This window comes from Defluviitalea phaphyphila, from assembly GCF_001466305.1.
In the GTDB taxonomy this organism is placed as follows: Bacteria; Bacillota; Clostridia; order Lachnospirales; family Defluviitaleaceae; genus Defluviitalea_A; species Defluviitalea_A phaphyphila.
In genome coordinates, this window is sequence record NZ_JWID01000004.1 from 234,110 (window position 1) to 252,552 (window position 18,443).

Here is an 18,443-nt window from a genome sequence, read left to right on the forward strand (position 1 = left end):
CACTTTTAATTCAAAATGTCTAGTATTTTTAATACATTTTTTTTAAAAAATTCGTCCATATGTTATGAGAATATAACTAATATATACAAAAAATAAAAGTTTATTTATCAGTTTTTTACAAAATGAATAAATAAACTTTTATTTTAAAAATATATATACTTTTTTTCTTATGCAATTTATCTTCTATAACCTAATTTCATAGATATTTCTGATGCTTTTTTCATAATTATACTAGCTTCTTTTTCTATATCTATATTTTTTTTATATAGCCCGCTTGCACTTAAGGCAGCTACTATTTTATTACTATGATCAAAAATTGGAGCTGCTATACAGAGTAAATGTTCAGCTTGTTCACGTCTATCAACTGCATATCCGTTAATTCTTACCTTAGCAATTTCCTCCATTAATTGATCTTTGTCTGTAATCGTAAATCTAGTCTCCTTTACTAAAGGTTTATTCAATACTTTTTTTAATAATTCTTCATTGTAAGCCAAAAAGCATTTCCCTAATGCAGTAGAATGTAAAAAAGTTCTCTTTCCTATAGGGCAAGTAGCTACTAATAAATTTTCTGGTTCATACTTATAAATATATGTTATTTTCCCATTTATTTCTTTTCCTAAGAAAATTGTCTTATTAAGAACTGTTCCCAGTTTTTCTATGGATACTCTTGCTTTATCGATAATTGTTGTATTCCTTATAAAAGAACTTCCTATGTAATATGCCTTAACTCCTATACCATAAAGTTTACTTCTTTTATCAATTATTTCAATCATTTCTAACTCCAATAAAGATTGTATGATGTCTTTAGTACTGCTTATAGGTATATCTAATTCATTAGATATTTCAGATAATGTAATGCCCTTTGGCTTTTCTGATATTAATTCTAATATTTGAATTGTTCTTTTCGCTGCTCTACTACTAGCCATTTTTTCTCCTTCTTTTTACGTATTTGCGTTTTCTTTTCGAATCCGGTACTATTATATCAGTTTTTAATATAAAACACAAATAAAATTTTAAAAAATCTACATTACTTATTATAAAATCTAAAAAATAATTAAATTTTATCTATATTTTATATTATTTTTTAAGTAGTAATTTTATTCTTATTATTTAATTTAAAAAGGGAAGTATCTTTATAAATTAGATACTTCCCTTTTTCTCTAGTTAATTAGACATAAGTCTTTTTTCTCCAGTTATTTTTTGTATAGGTTTTATATTCTGAGTTACTTCCATTATTCCTAAAAATTCTCCTTTTTCATCTTTTACTGCAAAATATCTTATGAGTACATATTTATCTCCCATATTAATCCAAAAATCTTCGTATTCTTTTTTTCCACCTTTTAAATCTTTTATAATTTGTTCAACTATATGAACACTTGCTGGTGGATGACAATTCCTTACTTCTCTTCCTATAACAGATTTGGTTCTTGCAAAAATTCTTTCTTTCCCTTGAGAAAAATATTTTACTATTCCATTTTTATCTACAAAAGTTATATCCAATGGTAAAGTATTAAGCATAGCATTTATTTCTTCTTTTGATAATACTCCTGTATTAAACTTAATATATCCATTATAACTTTCTTTTTCTTCTTCTTTTACTTTTTCTCCTGTATTTATTCTATTAGGAGTCCATTTCCCCTTAACATTTATAAGAGTATATCCTATTTCATCACTTTCTTCTTGTATTTTTAACCACTCGTCCTCAGATAAAGTTTCTAAAGCCATAGGAAAAAGTATATTTTCTTCTTTAAAAATCATTTCATTAACGCTATTTATTGTTTTATTTATTTTATCTAAAAGATTATCTCTACCTCCATTATAATTAACAAGGTCGTCTATTACTTCTCTTATTATATACCTTATTTCATCGTCAACTCCCCACATAACTTTAGCAGGAGCTGTCATATTATATTTTTCTAAATATGGAAATAGTAGATTTTCTTTTCTTGAATAATGTTTATCAACTTCCCTTAAAGATTGAAAGTCTTTTATAATTTTTTCTATATTTTTACTATTATCCTGTCCCTTTAGCTCTTCTAAATGAGACATTATTTTGTCATCTATTAATTTTTTTATTTCCTTATTTTCTAATTTTAAAATATATACAGGATGTCCAGGAGTATTTTCTGGTTTTTCAGGCCTATGGATTTCTTCTATGGAACCTTTAAATACGGATGCATGAACATCACATAGTTTTTGAATTTCTTCTACAGGCATTCCTTCCATAATAAGAGCCTGTTCCATCTGAGTTATTTCCTTCACATCTATCCCTTTAATAAGTTTTTCAAATCTAGGTTTAACTTCATCTACTGTTTTCCCCTTATGCAATTCTCCTATAAGTTCTTTTAATATTTTTTGTCTATATTCTCTATTATTAATTAATTCACTCATAAAAATTCTCCTTACTCTTTGATTGTATATCTTTTTTTGTAAATTCTTCTTTTTTCTGTTTTAATTCTAATCACTTTATACTACTTACATTACTACTATAATTTATTAATATTTTTTAAAATGCATAATTTAATATACAATATACATAAAATGTAGTTCTATATTATTTCGTAAATTTTCTAGTTATTGAAATCTTTTAAATAATATATTGTTTTCTAAGTGAATATGCTCAAATAAATCTCCTTCAAGTTCTTGAAGTTTCTCATAAGTTAAACGAAAAGTATTACATCCATCAGGGGGAACAGTATAATAAGATGAGATTCTAATTCTGTCCTTAGATTATTAAAAAGTTTATGAACCTCAAAAAGATAATTATGATTTAATCCATGAACTTTTAATATAGTTGTAATTAATTCATTAATATTTGGCATAATCTTCTTGGTAAAACTATGATGAGTATTGACAATATAATCTATTAATTCACTAGAAGTTAACTTCCTAAAATCAATTTGTTCTTTTATTCTTTTTGTTTTATTATATGCTTCATTTAATTCAGACAATATTTCTTCTTCATCTAATTTTTGTTCTTTAATTGCTATACTTAAGGGTCTATTCCCTCCACAGCAAAAATCAATATTATACTTTTTAAAAATTTCACTAGCCTTTGGCATTATTGACACAATATCTCCTATATTTTGCTTTGTATTAAATGTCATTATTCTTTCCCCCATTCACATTTATATATTAATATTTTATGATTTAATAATACATTACGTGTAAATATAAAACTGTGATTGGGGTCATATTTTTTAATTATTCTATAGATTTTTTTAATGCATCTTTATTTCGTATAATAATTTTTTTGTTCCCTATTACTTCTATAATTCCTTCAGATTGTAAATTGCTTATTTTACGACTTACAGTTTCTCTAGTTAATCCAATATAATTTGCTATTCCTTCTCGACTTAAAGGAAGTTCTAACAAAATCCCTTCATCATGAGTTTTCCCATATTTCTCTGCAAACTCTAACAAAACTGAATTAATCCTTACTTCTACATTTTTTGCTCCCATACTTTTTATAATATTTTCTAAATTCTCTAATCGCATACAAAGTTCTTCCATAACTTTAAAACTAATTTCTGGATATTCTTTAAGTAATGTTTTAAAAGTTTCTTTTTTAATCATACAAACACTTGTATCTTCTAAAGCTTCTATATTATAGGTTATTTCTTGATTTATTATTAAACTTTTTTCTCCAAAAAAATCCCCTTCTGAAAAAATATAAAGTATTTGTTCTTTTCCTTCATAAGTATTTTTATATACTTTTACCTTTCCTTTATTAATTATTATAAGCCCATCCAAATTTGACCCTTCTATTGCTATTAATTCTCCTTTCAAATATGTTTTTCTTATAATTAAACTAACTATTTTCTCTATTTCCTTATTATTAAGAGATGAAAATATAAAAACATTTTTAGCACAAAGGTCATTATGGCAATTTTGGCAATTACATATATTATTCATAATATTCCTCCTTATAAAAAATACCTCCCACCTATTAAATGGTAGAAGGTATTAAAATATATTTTCATTGTAATCTATATTTTTTTAAATTATTATTCATATTTTTAGAAAGCATATTTAATTCTTCTGCTGATTTCTTTAAATCTTCAAAAATATTTAATTGGGTTTCTATTGTTGCTGCTAATTCTTCATTGGCCGCTGCTGTTTGCTCTGATATATTAGCTGTATTTTCAATAGCAATTATCGATTTATTTTTTCCTTCTTCTATTTTTTGCATCACTTCATCAGTTGAATGTATTTTAGATACAATAGAATCAATTGCATTAGCAATTTTTTTAAAAGAATTTTCTGTTTGATTAACTGCCATAATTTGATATTCTGAAACCTCTTTCATAGATTTCATTGCTTGTATAGCTTTATCAGAATCTCTTTTAATATTATCCATCATATTACTAATTTCTTCTGTAGATATTTTACTTTGATCTGCCAATTTTCTAACTTCTTCTGCAACAACAGCAAATCCTTTACCAGCTTCCCCTGCTCTAGCTGCTTCTATAGCCGCATTAAGAGCAAGAAGATTTGTTTGATCTGCTATACTTTTTATAGTTTCAACGAATAAAGCTATATTATTAAGAGTAGATGTTAAATTTTCAATAGCCATAAAAATTTGTTCAGAGGACAAATTATATTCATCTGACTTTTCTCTTAATGTTTCTACTGCTTGTAATCCTTCTTTGTTTAAAATATTAACATTTTTTGTTTCTTCAGTAATAGTATTATAACTATCATATACCACAGTGATTTGCTCTGATAAATCCTCCATAATTTTTACGCTTTCCTGAGTTTTAGATACTTGTTCTGAAGATCCTGTTGCAATTTCTTCTACTGTCTTAGATATTTGTTCAATAGACATAGTAGCTTCTTTTACTTTATCTGTCACAGCAATAGAAGATGAAACAATTGATTTAGTTAAACTATAAGTTTCTTTTATAATATTACGAATTTGTTCAATTGATAAATTTAAATAATCCACTATTTTACCTATTGCTTTATATTCTTTTTTATTTTTATCAATTTTAATAGAAAAATCTCCATCATTTATATATCTAAGTATTTGATCCATATTATTAATAAGTGTTCTTATTGAAGAAGAAAAGATTATAAAAAGTATAATTCCCAAAACTATATTAGATATAATAGTAAGGAATATAACCAATAAAACCTCTTCTACATTTACAAAAGCTTTTAATATAAATCCAAATATAATTCCTTCTAAAATAGATACCATAAGTAAAAAAATTATAGTTCCTGCAAACATATGTCTTAAAAAATCTATAAATTTCTGTTTATTTTTTGTTTCGCCTATTTTGTCCATATAAACCCCTCCAAATACCTACTAAATTATTAAATATATATTAATATATTATATTATCATAATTTATTACTTTTTTCTACTACTTTAAAACTAACCATATTACAACATTTATAAGGGTTAGGACTAATAGGCTAAAAACTATATTCATTCTTCTTTCTTTTCATTTTTATTATTTTCACTGCTTGTTTCCATTTTAGAAATAGAAACTTCATATGCCACTTTAGTGATAACTTCGTCATTTTCTTGTTTTTTCTGATATTCTCTACTTTGAATTCTTCCCCATATTTTTAGATTATCTCCTACTTTAAGATATTGTGCGTATTTAGCATTTCTACCCCATGCAATACAAGGGATATAATCTGATTTATGATAAGAACGATTTACAGCAAGTAAAATATCTGTTATTTCCCTTCCAAAAGGAGTTGTTCTATACACTGGTTCTTTACATATAAACCCATCTAAATATATTTGATTTGAATATTTTATTTCTTCTCCATCATCTAATATGCTAAAGTCTAATACAAAAATTGTAAGAATTAACCTATTTTTACCTTGCTCATATTGATTATATGAACGAAATTGTCCTTTGATTTTTACAAATTTATTTAATAAATTTGTTTCCTCTCCTAGTAATCTCTCAGAAATCGTTACAGGAAGTATATCTGATATTTTACTTAATCTGGGAACTTCTACTTTAAGGTTATAAAAACCTTCTCCATAAACTCGATGACTAAACTGAATATCTTCAATTACTTTTCCTACAATAATTACTTGATTATTCTGTATAACATGATCTGTCAATACTCTCACCTCTCCTTATTATCCGTATGTTCTTTGATTGCTTTCTCTATCATTATCATCTTTATTCACATTTTTAATTTTTTAGAAGTAATTTTTATAGTATTTTATTTATTGATATATTAACATCATTAATTATAGCAGCAGTAATAGCTCCAAGAGCTCCGTATAACTCATCATCTTGGTTGAGAGGCAAAGTAATCGAAAATTCCTGTGGTTCTAATTTTTTGCCACTAAAAGTAATAATTGTTCTTTGTACACAACATTGAATTCGTCTATCTTTTTCTTCTTGTTGTATACTAGAAGCAGTTACACTTGCTTTAGAATTAAATCCATAAGTTATCAATCGAGTTTTATTTCCTTTTAATAATTTAAATATTTTTCTATCATCACTATTAATAATAATTACTCCATTTTTACTAACATTATAAAATATTTTTCGTTCAATAGGATAAAATAATTTATATTTTTTTTCATTTCTCGTTACGGTATATATAATAACATCAAAATTAATACTACTAAACCAATCTCTTTTTAATCCTTCTTCTGTTAGTTTTATAATAACCATATCGACAGAATTTTTATTTAATTCTTCAATATAATTAGAAAAAAAATTTTTATTAATCTTTAAACAGTTATTTAAATTAATATTTTTAATAGTACTAACTTTCATCCCAGAAGCTTTACATAATTGAGCTAATATATCTATGGTTATTGTTTTGTTTTTATTCCCCAGTATTCCTATTTTAACCATTTGAAAGCTCCTTTTAATTATAATTAAGTAATCCTAGTTTTTGTACTATTTAATATATTTATGTATATTTTTGTTTATATTCCTATATTACAAAAATAACTATTTTAATCAAAAATTCATTATTTTTTTCTAATATCATTAAAAAACATTAAAACTATATATTGATTTATTTAATATTAATGATACAATATATAGTATATTTCATCTTTAAATATGGAGGAATCAAATTATGAAATTAAATGATTTATTATTTCGTTATTATACCAAAGAATTAGAGAATTCTTCAAAAACCGTATATGATTTATTTGACTGGAAAACTGTTGATGTTAAAATTGTTGATTACAGTACTAATAAAATTATAATCGATATGAAAAATGTAGAATTCCCTTCTCACTACTCACAATCAGCTTGTGATATTATTGCTAGTAAATATTTTAGAAAAAAAGGTGTTCCTAATGACAGAGGATATGAATATTCTTTAAAACAAGTAATACATAGAATGGTTTCTTTCTGGGTTGAAGCTGCTTTTGACGAAGGGTTAATAAAAGAAGATAAAAAACAAATTTTATATGATGAGCTGGCTTTTATGATGCTAAATCAAATGTGGGCTCCAAATAGTCCTCAATGGTTTAATACTGGATTAAAAATGGCTTATGATATAGATAGTCCACCACAAGGACATTATTACTATGATGAATCAAAAAAGGATGTTGTTCTTTCAAAAGATGCTTATACAAGAACTCAAGGTTCTGCCTGTTTTATTGTTAGTGTTAAAGATTCTTTGTTGGGAGAAAAATCTCTTACAGACCAACTAGTAACGGAAACTCGTTTATTTAAATATGGATCTGGGGTTGGAAGTAATTGGTCTTCTATTAGAGCAAAAGGAGAACCTTTATCTGGAGGAGGAAAATCTTCTGGTCTTCTTAGTTTCTTAAAAGTATTTGATAGAAATGCAGGAGCTATAAAATCTGGAGGAACAACTAGACGTGCTGCTAAAATGAACATATTAGATATGTCTCACCCTGAAATAGAAGATTTTATTAAATGGAAAGCTAAAGAAGAAGATAAAGTAAAAGCCCTTGGAAAAATGGGATACTCTACTCATTTTGATGGAGAAGCATATGAAACCGTATCAGGACAAAATGCTAATAATTCAGTTCGTATTAGTGATGATTTTATGCTTTCTTTAAGTGATAAAAATGCTAAATGGACATTAAAAGGTAGAGTGGATTCTAGTATAAATAAGGATATAAGTGTTTCAAAACTTTGGGATGATATTGCATCTTCTGCTTGGAAATGTGGAGACCCTGGAGTTCAATTTGATGATACTATTAATGCATGGCATACATGTCCTGCCGGTGAAGATGGAAAAGTAAATGCAAAACATAATAGAATAAATGCAAGTAATCCTTGTTCTGAATATATGTTTTTAGATGATACCGCTTGTAATTTAGCAAGTATTAATATTGTAAAATATTATGATTTTGAAAATAATTCTTTTGATATAGATGGATATCTTCATACTATAAAAATGGTTCAAATTGTACTAGAAGCTACTATTCATTGGGGACAATTTCCAACTAAAGATATTGCAAGAAAATCCTATCATTTTAGAACTACAGGTTTAGGATTAACAAATCTTGGAGCTTTATTTATGTTAATGGCAAAACCTTATGACTCAGATGAAGCAAGAAATATAGCTGCTGCTTTAATGAGCATGTTAACAGGATATTCTTATTATATTTCATCATTATTTGCTAAAGAAATTGGAAGTTTTACTTATTTTAATATAAATAAAAAATATATGCTTAGAGTAATTAGAAATCATGCTAGGGCAGCTAACTATAGTGATACTGATAAAGAATTTGAAAACTTAAATTATAAACCTATTACTATAGACCATTATCTTCTTACAAAAGAAGGATATGAAGATATATCTAAAACTTTAAAACAAATATGGAATAATACTATAGAATTTGGTGAAAAATATGGGTTTAGAAATGCCCAAGTTTCTGTTCTTGCTCCAACAGGTACTATAGCATTTGCTATGGACTGCTCTACTACTTCATCAGAACCATTTTTTAGCCATGTTGCATATAAAAAATTAGTTGGTGGAGGAAGTATGGAAATTATCAATCCTATTATCCCTCTGACTCTAAAAAAACTAGGATATACAAAAGAACAAATAGACGATATAGTAAAATATGTTTTAAGAAAAGAAAAGAAAGATGGCTTTGATATTCTGGTTGATGGAAAAATAGAAGGTGCTCCTCATTTAAAAGAAGAACACTATCCTATATTTGATACAGCTAATAAATGTGGTACAGGAAAGAGATTTATTGCTCCAGAAGGTCATGTTAAAATGATGGGAGCCTTAACCCCTCACATCTCTGGTGCTATTAGTAAAACAGTAAATTTACCTCATGACGCTTCTATAGAAGATATAAAAAATATTTATCTTTTATCTTGGAAATTAGGAGTTAAAGCAATTGCTCTTTATAGAGATGGTTGTAAAGCCTCTCAACCTCTAAACACATCAATAAATAAAGAAACAGATAAAAAAATTGAAGATTTGACCTATAATGAACTATTAGAATATGTTAAAACTAAACACATAGAATATAAACCTATTAGGATTAAGCCACAAGGAATTCGTAATGCCCATGTACATGAAGCTGAAATAGGTGGATTAAAATTATATATAACAACTTCTTTTTATGAAGATGGAAGACTTGGAGAAATATATGTTGCTGCTGGAAGACAGGGGTCTTTAGTTAAAGGTCTATTAGACAGCTTATCAACTACTATTTCTGAAATGCTTCAATACGGAGTTCCTGCTAAAGATATTGCAAAAATGTATCGTGGACAAAAATACGAACCCAGCGGTTTTGTAGCTAGACATCCATATATAAAAAGTGCTGATTCTATCTCTGATTTAATAAGCAAAATCATTGATATTGAATTAGGGGATTTTTCCCACTGTCAAGTAAAACCTAATCAATCTGAAAAGGAAATTAATATTAATACAAAAAATATTTCAAATACTCAAAACAAAAACAGGGAAATAATATATGGTGAAGTTTGTCCTAATTGTAAAAGTACTAAACTAGTAAAAAATGGAACATGTAAAGTTTGTACAGAATGCGGAACTACAACAGGATGTAGTTAAAAAGGAGAGCCAAGACTTTGGCCTCCTTTTTTAATTTACAGAAGGATACTCAAAAGGTATTGCCTCTTCAAAAGGATCTTGAAAATCTGCATCTAAAACATTATCCCTAGTTGTATCTACATAATTTGGAGGAACTTTACCACTAAGTACTTTATCTATTAAAATAACTTTTCGACTTACCTTTATTTTATCCGATGCTAAAGGTATAACTATTTGAATCATTGTATCAATATTCAGCCATACTGTATGATTAATTTGATTAATCCCTGTAGATTTAAACTCTCTATCATAATTAATAACAGCACTTCCAATTTGTAAAATTTTAACATTTATTTCTGGACCAATATTGGCGAACATTGAATTTCCTATTAAATTACCTAAAGGTACTTTTATACTTGTAGAAGGCATATTTTCTAATTGCTTAGAAACTCTAACTACTATATCAGCAGATAATTCATTTATTAAAGGGGTATTAATTGACCAAGATATTACTTCTCCATTTTCATTATAATCATACATAACTAAATCTTGAGCTATTATATTTTTTTCTTTAAAAGTATCACTAATTGCTTTACTAATAGCCTCTGTTGTAATAGTATTTGCCTTTATATGAGCTATAGTCATAACTGTAGGCATAATTTTCCTATCTAGTGTTATACTAATTACGATTAATAAAATAAATATTGCTAAAGCTATAAATTTTATTATAAGTTTTTTCATAAAAGATTTTCTATATTTTTTAGGTTTTTTCCCTTTTATATTTCTTCTCATTCCAATCCCCCTATTATAATTTATGCAGTATTTTATAAAAAGTGTCATCAAAAATAATTAATTATGGTCTTTTTTAGTAAGTATTTATCTGATATAATGGTAAAGATATTGGATATCAAGAGTTCTTTTATAATTAAGAACTATTATTGTGTCGAAATAAGGAGGCTTTAAAATGGACTTTTCAAAAGAATCTAATGATAAAAAGAAAAAATCCATTAATTCTAAAAATAAAAAAGTCAAAAATAGATTCGGTGTTATTATGTTTAGAATTCTATTTATATTTTTTATTTTTACTATCTTCGCAGCTATAGGAGGAGGTTTAGGAATATTTTTAGGAATTATTAATACTGCTCCCGATATAGAAGATATAAATCTAAATCCTGAAAAATTTACTTCTATTATTTATGACCTAAATGGGAATGAAATTGATCGATTACATGGAAATGAAAACAGAATATATGTTACTTTAGATGAAATCCCTCTGCACTTACAGCATGCTTTTATCGCTATTGAAGATGAAAGATTTTATGAACATAATGGAATTGATTTAAAAGGAATTTTTAGAGCAATAATAGTAAATATAAAAAATATGGACTTTTCTGAAGGAGCTAGTACTATTACACAACAATTGATAAAAAACAGAATATTAACAAACGAAAAAACTATTGAAAGAAAATTACAAGAACAATATTTAGCTGTACAATTAGAAAAAAAATATGATAAAGATCAAATACTTGAATGGTATCTTAATGAAATTGGATTAGGGCATGGACTTAATGGAGTACAAGCTGCAGCAAATACATATTTTAATAAAGATGTATCTGAATTAACTTTAGCTGAAAGTGCAGTTATTGCAGCTATTACACAAAATCCATCCAAATATAGCCCAATACGATTTCCAGAAAATAATCGTGAAAGACAACAAACTGTATTAGAAAAAATGTTAGAACAAGGATATATAACTCAGAGTGAATACGATGAAGCTATTAAAGAAGATGTATATTCTAAAATTCAGGAAACCAGTCAACAATCTATAGGAGATTCTAAACATTCCTATTATGTGGACCAAATTATTGAAGATGTAATTAATGACCTTCAAGAAAAAAAAGGATATACTGCTACTGAAGCTAGTAATTTGATTTATAATGGAGGGCTAAGTATTTATACTCCTTTTAATCAAGAAATGCAAGATATTGTTGATAAATACTACAACAACGATGAATTTTATCCTCCTAACTCCTTTGAATTAAAAGTTATATATAATTTATCAGTAAAACAATCTGATGGGTCAGAAAAACATTTTGGTGGAGAGGGAATTATTCCTAATGAAGATGCTATTGAAGAATTTAAAAAACAAAAGAAGGAAGATTGGGGAATATCTGAAGATGCTGAAATTACGCAGGAAACATGTTACACTATTCCACAGCCTCAATCTGCTATGGTTATAATGGATTACCATAACGGTCATGTTTTAGCCATTTCCGGTGGACGTGGAGAAAAAATAGGAAATCTTATGTTTAATCGTGCCACTCATGCAAAACGACAGCCTGGATCTGCTTTTAAAATTTTAGCAGCTTATGCTCCTGCCCTAGATACAGGAAAAATAACTCCTGCTACCGTTATAGATGATGTTCCACTAAAAGTTAAAAATGGTTCTTCATATAAATGGATTAATAACTGGAATGGACAATATGCAGGACTTACTACAGTAAGGGAAGGTATTTATAATTCTATGAATATATTAGCTGTTAAAACTCTCTTAAATGTTGGAATTGATACAGCATTTGATTATTTGCAAAATTTTGGTTTTACAACTTTAATAGATTATGAAGAGCGAAATGGCGTAGCTTATACTGATAAAAACCCTGTTTTAGCTCTAGGAGGATTAACAGACGGAGTTACTCCCTTAGAACTTACAGCTGCATATGGAGCTATAGCTAATAATGGAGTATATATTGAACCTGTTTTCTATACAAAAGTATTAGATCATGAGGGAAATCTATTAATAGATAATACTCCTGAACAGCATAGAGTATTAAAAGAAACTACTGCATTCCTTCTTACTGATATGATGGAAGATGTTATTACAGAACCAACAGGAACAGGTAGACTGGCTAAATTTAATAATATTAAGAATATGCCAATAGCAGGTAAAACAGGAACTACTTCTGATAATAAAGATTTAGTTTTTGTAGGATACACTCCTTACTATGTAGCTGGTATTTGGTTAGGTCATGATACTCCTAAACCACTTATATATGATAGAAGTTATCATAATATGCTTTGGTCAGCTATTATGGAAGAAATTCATAAAGATCTTCCTATTAAACAATTTGAAGTTCCAAGCGGAATTGTAAAAGCAAGAATATGTACTGAATCTGGTAAATTAGCTACATCCAATTGTGAAGAAGACCCTAGAGGGGCAACTATAAGATATGAATATTTTGAACAGGGAACACAGCCAACAGAGTATTGTGACGTTCATGTAAAAGAAAAAATATGTACTGTATCCGGTAAATTATCAAATGAATACTGTCCTGAAGAAACAGTAAAAGAAAAAGTATTTATCGTACGTCCAGAACCTTATATTCCACCAAGTGAAAATGGGCCATTCCCACAAGATACAAAATATGAACTTCCTTCTGGTGAAGACGCTTATTGTGATATTCATGGTCCTGATACCATAATAGATGATGATGATTTTACTATTCCAGAAGCAGACGAGGACGGAAATATCTTTATTCCTTTTGAACGTGGAACTTCCGATTCTGATTTAGATGATTTTGAATCTGATGACTCTGATTCTAACTTAGATGATTTTGAACCTGATAATCCTGATTCTGATACTCCTGATTCTAGCATCGTTGATACTCCTGATAGCATGGATGATTTCTTTGTTCCTTTACCATAAAAAAGAAAGCAAAAGATTAGCCTAAATATTTATATGGCTAATCTTTTGCTTTTGGATTAAATATAAGAGATGCTATAAACGCAAATAAAATAGCTGCTGTAATTCCTGCTGCTGTTGCCTTTAATCCCCCTGTAAAAGCTCCCCTTAATCCTACTTTTTCCACTTCTTGTATAGCTCCTTTAGCTAAAGAATATCCAAATCCAGGAAGTGGAACTGTAGCTCCAGCTCCACCAAATTCTACTATAGGTTCGTATAATCCTATTCCATGAAGTACTGCTCCTAAAACTACAAACATAACTAAAATCCGTCCTGACATCAAATTAGTTTTATCTATTAAAATTTGTCCTATTATGCATATAGCCCCTCCTACAACAAATGCTCTTACATATTCCATATCAAATCCTCCTATCCCAATTGATTTTCTATTACAACTGCATGTGCAATACCTGGAATTGTCTCCCCCTGTTGAGTACTTCCAGGACTCATTAACGCTCCAGTAGGTATAAACAAAATTCTTTTCCATTTATTATTTTTCATTTCCTTATATAAATATCCACAAAAAGTTACTGCAGAACATCCACAACCACTTCCCCCCGCATGAGTATCTTGGGTTTGTGCATCAAATATTTCAATACCACAATCTGAAAAAATGTTTTCGATATCATAATTATATTTTTTTATTAATTCTAATGCTAATTCCTTTCCAACGTAACCTAAATCTCCTGTAATAATTAAGTCATAATCATTAGGAGTTCTGCCTGTATCTTTAAAATGAGTTACTATAGTATCCGCTGCAGCTGGAGCCATAGCTGCTCCCATATTCATAGGATCTTTTATCCCTAGATCTACAATCTTTCCTGTTGTAATATAAGTTATATAAGGTGGATTATTATTTTTACCAATAATAACTGCTCCACTTCCTGTTACTGTCCAAGAAGCTGTAAGAGGTCTTTGAGTTCCTAATTCTAGTGGAAATCTAAATTGTTTTTCAGAACTACAAAAATGACTAGAGGCTTCTGCTATAACATAATCAGCAAATCCTCCATCAATAGTCATAGCCCCTAGCATCATGCCTTCTGCCATAGTAGAACAAGCCCCAAACAATCCAAAAAAAGGAATATCATAATTTCTAATCCCAAATGTACTAGCTGTTAATTGATTTAATAAATCTCCTGCAAAAATATATTGTATGTCTTCAGGAGTTATATTTGCTTTTTCTATAACTTTCTCAATGGATTTATTAACTAATTTACTTTCTGCTTTTTCCCAACTTTTTTCTCCCCACAATGGATCATGTAATATAGTATCAAAATATCTAGCTAAAGGACCTTTTCCTTCTTTAGGTCCTACTATTGACGCTGTTTCTATAATACTAGGAGGCAGGTCAAATTTAATTGTCTGATTTCCAATATGTTTTGACATAATAACACCTTCCTATATAAAATAATGAATAATTCCTACTATAACTGATGTAATTGTTCCATATACTATAACTGGACCTGCAATTAAAAACATTCTAGCTCCTACTCCAAAAACATATCCTTCTTTTTTATATTCAATAGCAGGTGAAACCATAGAATTTGCAAAACCTGTAATAGGTACAATGGTTCCTGCTCCAGCATATTTACCAATAGAATCATATATATCTAATCCAGTGAGCAAAATCCCTAAAAACACTAAAATAATAGTTGCTATCATACTAGCTTCATCTTTACTATATCCAAAACTTTTAACTATATTAGTAATTAACTGACCAATGGCACAAATAGTACCTCCAACCCAAAAAGCTCTTACAGAATCCCTTAATAAATTCGAATTAGGAGATGTTTTTTTTACCATTTGTTGGTATTCATTTTTCATATTTTGAATTTTATCCATAATCATCCCTCTCTTTTATTTATTTTGAATAAATCCTGGAATAATCCAATAAATTAAAGCTCCAATAGTTTTTCCTATAGCAGTACTAATTAGAAAAAAACCTATTCCTGTTTTTATACTAAATCTTCTAGTCATAATAGGAATAACATCTAATATTTCTGCTAAAGATACTGCTAAACATCCTACAAATATTCCAAAACTAAATCCTATTATAATAGCTCCTATCTTCCCTATAGGTAAAGATACATCCCAAATCATAGTTATACTTCCTAATATTCCTCCTAAAATAACTAAGTTTTCATATAAAATCACATATTTATTTGTTTTTGTTTTTTGAATAAGTCTCGGAATAACTCCTATTATTGCAATAAAAGCAAATATTCCTCCCGCTATCACTATTCCTCCACTAAAACCTACTAAAGCTGATATTATATTTCTAAAAAACATTATTTTTTTCTCCTTTTTTCATCTATTATATTATCCATGATGCAATTTTCTACATCATTCTCATAAAGATCCATTTCAACTTCGATAGGAGTTGGATCATCAGTTATTTTTTTAGATGAAAAATGATTAAAAAAAACGATAATGCCAACAGCAATACCGATAGAATAAGGAATTTGAATCCAGTAGGGTTTATCTGTTTCAATACCTGTCAATATTTTATACAACTGTTTTAATGCATCTGGCAAACCAGCATCGGTATGAAAAGTAATAATTGCTATTCCTCCACCAGCAAATAATATACAGCATACACTAAAAACTTTTAGAAAAGTAATTATAGGATTTTCATTCTTTTTTTCATTTGGATAATATTCTATAATACTATCTTTTTCTCCAACATTTTCTATGATTATTTCTGGATATACATTATATATAGTCTTTATAACATCTATAATAGAAATAACAAAATTTTTTTTCTTATTATCATTTATTTCTAGTAAAGTCATATTTTCTATAACATTTTTTATCTTATTACAACCAGCAATTTCTGCTATATCTTTAATTTTTATTTTTCGTTTATTATAAATTGTCGTTTTTTTATAAAGTTTTATATAAATTATCATAATTTAATCACCCATATTTATTTTCTATAACATTTTTTACATATACTCCTCTAGTTGGAGTTTTATTAACTGAAAAATTCATATAATACCAAATAGTAAGTCCTCCTAATATTAATATAAATAAAAGAATTATAATCCCACTCCAAAATTTTTTACTAACCACTTACTTCCCTTCTTTCCTTCTTTTATTCATATTTTATTTTTTGATATTTTCCAAAAACATATTCTAACAAGAAATACCAAAATAAAAAGAAATGCCCTTTATCCGAACATTTCTCTCATAGATTTTAATATTCTTTTTTCTATTCTAGAAACTTGAACTTGAGAAATTCCTATAATATTTGCAATCTCTGTTTGAGTTTTATCACTAAAATACCTCATCTTTATTATTTGCTTTTCTTTTGGATTTAATTTTTCTATAATTTGTTCTAAAGCAATTTTATCAATCATATTTATTTCATTATTTACTGATGTATCTAATTTATCTATTAATCTAATGGGATTTCCTTCTCCTTCATGAATTATAGCCTGAAGAGATTCTACCTCATTATTAGCTTCTATAGCCATTACTAATTCTTCAACTTCTATTCCTAATTCATTTGCTAATTCTTGGACTGTTGGTTCTCTTTCCATATTTTTTATAAATTTTTCTTTTAAAATCCTAGCTTTTGCTCCTATTTCTTTAAGAGAACGACTAACTTTTATCATACCATCGTCTCTCATAAATCTTTTTATTTCTCCCATAATCATAGGAACTGCATAAGTGGAAAATTTTACATTATAATTTAAATCAAATTTATCAATACTTTTTATAAGCCCTATGCTTCCTATTTGAAATAAATCTTCCATATCATATCCTCTATTTTTAAATCTTTTTACAATACTCCATACTAAACCTATATTTTCTTCTACTAATTGGTCTCTGGCAGTTGTGTCTCCTGACTGTGCTTTTTTTATTAATTCTAATGTTTTATCCATCTGCCCACCTCTTTTAGCTACTTTAAACTATTTAATTTTTTTCGCATTCTAACAATTGTCCCTTTTCCTGGTATAGATTCTACTTCTACTTCATCCATAAAAGTTTCCATAACAGTAAATCCCATTCCCGAACGTTCTAATTCTGGTTTTGAAGTATATAAAGGTTCTCTTGCTTTTTTTATATCTTCAATTCCTACTCCTTTGTCCTCAATAGTTATGTCTACTATATTATTTGTAAGAGTACAACTTACATTAATTATTCCCTCTCCATTCTCATAACCATGAATTACTGCATTAGTAACTGCCTCTGATACTGCCGTTTTTATATCAGATATTTCTTCTACGGTAGGGTCTAATTGAGAAACAAATGCAGCAACAGCTACTCGTGCAAAAGCTTCATTTTGTGATTTGCTAATAAATGATACTTTCATTGTATTTTGATATTGCATTATTATTCCCCCTATTGCAGACTTGATATTGCTTCATCTAAACTATTATATTGATTAATAATTTTATGTAGGCCTGACAATTTAAATACTCTTTCAACTTGTGGTTGCAAATTAAAAACACCAATTTTTCCTCCTCGTTCTTTAGCATTTTTATATCTACCCATTATAACTCCTATTCCCGAGCTATCCATAAATTGTATTTCTGAAAAATCGAAAATAATATTTTTTACATTTTGCTTTTTAAACTCTTTATCTAATTTTTCTCTAATAGTTTCAGAAGTATGATGATCAATTTCTCCATAAATCTTAACAATAAGATTCCCTCTTTTAACTGAATATATAATATCCATATCTTTCTCCTTTCTTTTATTTTTTTAT

General features: G+C 27.7%; 19 protein-coding genes. 2 read left to right on the forward strand and 17 right to left on the reverse strand.

Translation table 11 applies throughout. The features are described from left to right. Positions 1 to 176: 176 nt before the first annotated feature. The 7 genes from OM90_RS04950 to OM90_RS04980 form a co-directional block, all read right to left on the reverse strand. Entirely contained in the window at positions 177 to 926 is a 750-nt protein-coding gene (locus OM90_RS04950; RefSeq protein WP_058485795.1) for an IclR family transcriptional regulator, read from the reverse strand. 238 nt (positions 927 to 1,164) lie between these two features. Continuing rightward, positions 1,165 to 2,391 carry a DUF438 domain-containing protein gene (locus OM90_RS04955; protein ID WP_058485796.1) on the reverse strand — a complete coding sequence of 409 codons (1,227 nt, stop codon included), beginning with the start codon at positions 2,389 to 2,391 and terminating at the stop codon, positions 1,165 to 1,167. Positions 2,392 to 2,660: 269 nt separating this feature from the next. Continuing rightward, positions 2,661 to 3,107, reverse strand: a complete 447-nt coding sequence (locus OM90_RS04960; protein WP_330381833.1) for a DUF542 domain-containing protein — start codon at positions 3,105 to 3,107, stop codon at positions 2,661 to 2,663. Between the two features lie 97 nt (positions 3,108 to 3,204). Beyond that, positions 3,205 to 3,915 (reverse strand): Crp/Fnr family transcriptional regulator, encoded by a 711-nt coding sequence (locus OM90_RS04965; RefSeq protein ID WP_064505498.1) that lies wholly within the window; start codon positions 3,913 to 3,915, stop codon positions 3,205 to 3,207. 64 nt (positions 3,916 to 3,979) lie between these two features. After that, the gene (locus OM90_RS04970; protein ID WP_058485798.1) at positions 3,980 to 5,290 is read right to left on the reverse strand and encodes a methyl-accepting chemotaxis protein; all 1,311 of its coding nucleotides are present in this window, start codon (positions 5,288 to 5,290) and stop codon (positions 3,980 to 3,982) included. Between the two features lie 144 nt (positions 5,291 to 5,434). Next, positions 5,435 to 6,100, reverse strand: a complete 666-nt coding sequence (locus tag OM90_RS04975; RefSeq protein WP_330381834.1) for a single-stranded DNA-binding protein — start codon at positions 6,098 to 6,100, stop codon at positions 5,435 to 5,437. Between the two features lie 85 nt (positions 6,101 to 6,185). Continuing rightward, positions 6,186 to 6,842, reverse strand: a complete 657-nt coding sequence (locus OM90_RS04980) for a Mur ligase family protein (RefSeq protein ID WP_058485800.1) — start codon at positions 6,840 to 6,842, stop codon at positions 6,186 to 6,188. Between the two features lie 229 nt (positions 6,843 to 7,071). Between OM90_RS04980 and OM90_RS04985 the strand changes: the two genes are divergently transcribed. After that, positions 7,072 to 10,011: a vitamin B12-dependent ribonucleotide reductase gene (locus tag OM90_RS04985; protein ID WP_058485801.1), complete on the forward strand. Its 2,940-nt coding sequence runs from the start codon at positions 7,072 to 7,074 to the stop codon at positions 10,009 to 10,011. Positions 10,012 to 10,041: 30 nt separating this feature from the next. Here the strand turns inward: OM90_RS04985 and yunB are convergent, their stop codons facing one another. Next, complete coding sequence (gene yunB, locus OM90_RS04990; protein WP_058485802.1) at positions 10,042 to 10,782, reverse strand: sporulation protein YunB; 741 nt, start codon at positions 10,780 to 10,782, stop codon at positions 10,042 to 10,044. Positions 10,783 to 10,954: 172 nt separating this feature from the next. Here yunB and OM90_RS04995 point away from each other — a divergent pair, with 172 nt between their 5' ends. Next, positions 10,955 to 13,693: a transglycosylase domain-containing protein gene (locus OM90_RS04995; RefSeq protein ID WP_058485803.1), complete on the forward strand. Its 2,739-nt coding sequence runs from the start codon at positions 10,955 to 10,957 to the stop codon at positions 13,691 to 13,693. A gap of 37 nt (positions 13,694 to 13,730) precedes the next feature. Here OM90_RS04995 and spoVAE read toward each other — a convergent pair whose 3' ends face one another. The 9 genes from spoVAE to spoIIAA all read right to left on the reverse strand — a co-directional run bounded on the left by spoVAE (position 13,731) and on the right by spoIIAA (position 18,415). Then, positions 13,731 to 14,087, reverse strand: a complete 357-nt coding sequence (gene spoVAE / locus OM90_RS05000) for a stage V sporulation protein AE (protein ID WP_058485804.1) — start codon at positions 14,085 to 14,087, stop codon at positions 13,731 to 13,733. Positions 14,088 to 14,098: 11 nt separating this feature from the next. After that, on the reverse strand, positions 14,099 to 15,115 hold the full coding sequence (gene spoVAD, locus OM90_RS05005) for a stage V sporulation protein AD (RefSeq protein WP_330381835.1): 1,017 nt from the start codon (positions 15,113 to 15,115) through the stop codon (positions 14,099 to 14,101). Positions 15,116 to 15,127: 12 nt separating this feature from the next. Next, positions 15,128 to 15,571: a stage V sporulation protein AC gene (spoVAC, locus tag OM90_RS05010; protein ID WP_058485806.1), complete on the reverse strand. Its 444-nt coding sequence runs from the start codon at positions 15,569 to 15,571 to the stop codon at positions 15,128 to 15,130. Positions 15,572 to 15,586: 15 nt separating this feature from the next. Next, complete coding sequence (locus OM90_RS05015; protein ID WP_058485807.1) at positions 15,587 to 16,018, reverse strand: stage V sporulation protein AB; 432 nt, start codon at positions 16,016 to 16,018, stop codon at positions 15,587 to 15,589. Next, positions 16,018 to 16,638 carry a stage V sporulation protein AA gene (locus tag OM90_RS05020; RefSeq protein WP_058485808.1) on the reverse strand — a complete coding sequence of 207 codons (621 nt, stop codon included), beginning with the start codon at positions 16,636 to 16,638 and terminating at the stop codon, positions 16,018 to 16,020. Before OM90_RS05020 ends, OM90_RS05015 begins: the two co-directional genes overlap by 1 nt. 7 nt (positions 16,639 to 16,645) lie before the next feature. Then, complete coding sequence (locus OM90_RS12745; protein ID WP_160323638.1) at positions 16,646 to 16,801, reverse strand: hypothetical protein; 156 nt, start codon at positions 16,799 to 16,801, stop codon at positions 16,646 to 16,648. 98 nt (positions 16,802 to 16,899) lie between these two features. Next, positions 16,900 to 17,616, reverse strand: coding sequence for an RNA polymerase sporulation sigma factor SigF (gene sigF / locus OM90_RS05025; RefSeq protein WP_058485809.1), 717 nt, complete (start codon positions 17,614 to 17,616; stop codon positions 16,900 to 16,902). 17 nt (positions 17,617 to 17,633) lie between these two features. Next, positions 17,634 to 18,065 (reverse strand): anti-sigma F factor, encoded by a 432-nt coding sequence (gene spoIIAB, locus OM90_RS05030; protein ID WP_058485810.1) that lies wholly within the window; start codon positions 18,063 to 18,065, stop codon positions 17,634 to 17,636. A gap of 11 nt (positions 18,066 to 18,076) precedes the next feature. Then, on the reverse strand, positions 18,077 to 18,415 hold the full coding sequence (gene spoIIAA, locus OM90_RS05035) for an anti-sigma F factor antagonist (protein WP_058485811.1): 339 nt from the start codon (positions 18,413 to 18,415) through the stop codon (positions 18,077 to 18,079). Positions 18,416 to 18,443 lie beyond the last annotated feature (28 nt).

Bases quoted from the DNA above. Each gene is read 5' to 3' on its own strand.
- OM90_RS04950 (WP_058485795.1), bottom strand. From the start codon at position 926: ATGGCTAGTAGTAGAGCAGCGAAAAGAACAATTCAAATATTAGAATTA.
- OM90_RS04955 (WP_058485796.1), bottom strand. From the start codon at position 2,391: ATGAGTGAATTAATTAATAATAGAGAATATAGACAAAAAATATTAAAA.
- OM90_RS04960 (WP_330381833.1), bottom strand. From the start codon at position 3,107: ATGACATTTAATACAAAGCAAAATATAGGAGATATTGTGTCAATAATG.
- OM90_RS04965 (WP_064505498.1), bottom strand. From the start codon at position 3,915: ATGAATAATATATGTAATTGCCAAAATTGCCATAATGACCTTTGTGCT.
- OM90_RS04970 (WP_058485798.1), bottom strand. From the start codon at position 5,290: ATGGACAAAATAGGCGAAACAAAAAATAAACAGAAATTTATAGATTTT.
- OM90_RS04980 (WP_058485800.1), bottom strand. From the start codon at position 6,842: ATGGTTAAAATAGGAATACTGGGGAATAAAAACAAAACAATAACCATA.
- OM90_RS04985 (WP_058485801.1), top strand. From the start codon at position 7,072: ATGAAATTAAATGATTTATTATTTCGTTATTATACCAAAGAATTAGAG.
- yunB (WP_058485802.1), bottom strand. From the start codon at position 10,782: ATGAGAAGAAATATAAAAGGGAAAAAACCTAAAAAATATAGAAAATCT.
- OM90_RS04995 (WP_058485803.1), top strand. From the start codon at position 10,955: ATGGACTTTTCAAAAGAATCTAATGATAAAAAGAAAAAATCCATTAAT.
- spoVAE (WP_058485804.1), bottom strand. From the start codon at position 14,087: ATGGAATATGTAAGAGCATTTGTTGTAGGAGGGGCTATATGCATAATA.
- spoVAD (WP_330381835.1), bottom strand. From the start codon at position 15,115: ATGTCAAAACATATTGGAAATCAGACAATTAAATTTGACCTGCCTCCT.
- spoVAC (WP_058485806.1), bottom strand. From the start codon at position 15,571: ATGGATAAAATTCAAAATATGAAAAATGAATACCAACAAATGGTAAAA.
- OM90_RS05015 (WP_058485807.1), bottom strand. From the start codon at position 16,018: ATGTTTTTTAGAAATATAATATCAGCTTTAGTAGGTTTTAGTGGAGGA.
- OM90_RS05020 (WP_058485808.1), bottom strand. From the start codon at position 16,638: ATGATAATTTATATAAAACTTTATAAAAAAACGACAATTTATAATAAA.
- sigF (WP_058485809.1), bottom strand. From the start codon at position 17,616: ATGGATAAAACATTAGAATTAATAAAAAAAGCACAGTCAGGAGACACA.
- spoIIAB (WP_058485810.1), bottom strand. From the start codon at position 18,065: ATGCAATATCAAAATACAATGAAAGTATCATTTATTAGCAAATCACAA.
- spoIIAA (WP_058485811.1), bottom strand. From the start codon at position 18,415: ATGGATATTATATATTCAGTTAAAAGAGGGAATCTTATTGTTAAGATT.